2 protein-coding genes are annotated in these 1,305 nt (G+C 50.7%); both read left to right on the forward strand.

Translation table 11 applies throughout. The features are described from left to right. Nucleotides 1-495, forward strand: a 495-nt coding sequence (locus KDK13_RS12000; protein ID WP_257285209.1) for an efflux RND transporter permease subunit, incomplete at its 5' end; no start/stop codon positions are given. Further along, nucleotides 492-1,305: DUF1800 domain-containing protein (locus tag KDK13_RS12005; RefSeq protein ID WP_257285210.1), on the forward strand; the 814-nt coding region annotated here is incomplete at its 3' end. The genes KDK13_RS12000 and KDK13_RS12005, both read left to right, overlap by 4 nt.

Here is a 1,305-nt window from a genome sequence, read left to right on the forward strand (position 1 = left end):
CCTTATGGACTGATCGGTGCAGTCGCAGGCCATATATTGCTGGGTTATTCAATGAGCGTCGTCAGTCTTCTGGGCGCCCTGGCACTGAGCGGCGTGGTCATTAACGACAGTTTATTGATAGTGACCGAAACCAATAAACAGAAAAGTTCCGGGTTGGATACCGTCAGCGCCCTGGTGGCTGCCTGTCGGCGACGCTTCAGACCCATTATCTTAACCACCCTGACCACGTTTGGCGGTCTGGCACCGATGATCCTGGAGCCTTCCCGTCAGGCAGCATTGATGATCCCCATGGCCATATCCCTGGGTTTTGGTATTGTTTTTGCGACGGCGATTACTTTACTGTTATTGCCCAGCCTTTATCTGATAATGGATGATATCAGGAACGCTTTTTGTCCATGTTATCCATCTTGTGCAGACAATGAAACATTGCAGCAGACAGTATGCGATCAGCCAGTAAGCAAGCATAAGTACTATCAGGATAGAAAACCGATATGAATAACCAACAGGCAGTGATTGCCAGCAATCGTTTTGGCCTGGGAGCCAGGCGGGGGGAAATCAAGTTAGCACAGTCAGCCCCCCGGGACTGGCTGCTGCAACAGTTGATCACGCCTCAATTTGACTTGTCCCTGCCCGATAGCGCCACGGTGATCAGACAGTACCACAGCTTCAGAGCGCAAAAAGCTTCTGCAGCAAACCGGGAATCAGCATCTGATAACAATAATATGGCGACAAACGACAGCCGGAAAAATTATTTCCGTTTCTGTTATGACAATCTGAGCCGCGCCATTGACAGTACACACTCCTTCAGCTGGCGCCTGCTTGACTTTTTTTCCAACCATTTCAGTGTCACTGCCCAGGGGGGAATAATGACCTCATTGGCACCGACGCTGGAGCGTGAGGCCATTGCCCCCAATCTACAGGGCTCTTTTGCCGAGATGTTGGTCGCCGTAGAACAGCATCCTGCCATGCTCGTTTATCTCGATAACGATAAATCCATTGGCCCTGACTCAAAACAGGCCGTTGCCTTAAGAAAACGGAATAAGCCTGACAAAGGAATCAATGAAAACCTGGCCCGGGAAATTCTTGAGTTACACACACTGGGGATCAATGGCGGTTATCAATTGGACGATATTCAGGAACTGGCCGGGGCCATCACCGGCTGGAGTGTCGATATTTCCGGTCAATCAAAAGACCACGGATTTCTGTTTCGTGAGCGCAGCCACCAGCCTGGAGTACGCACCATACTGGGGAAAAAATATGCCTCGTCCGGTGTTGAACAGGGAGAAGCCATACTCCGCGATCTGG

The organism is Endozoicomonas sp. SESOKO1, assembly GCF_024606265.1.
GTDB lineage: Bacteria > Pseudomonadota > Gammaproteobacteria > Pseudomonadales > Endozoicomonadaceae > Endozoicomonas.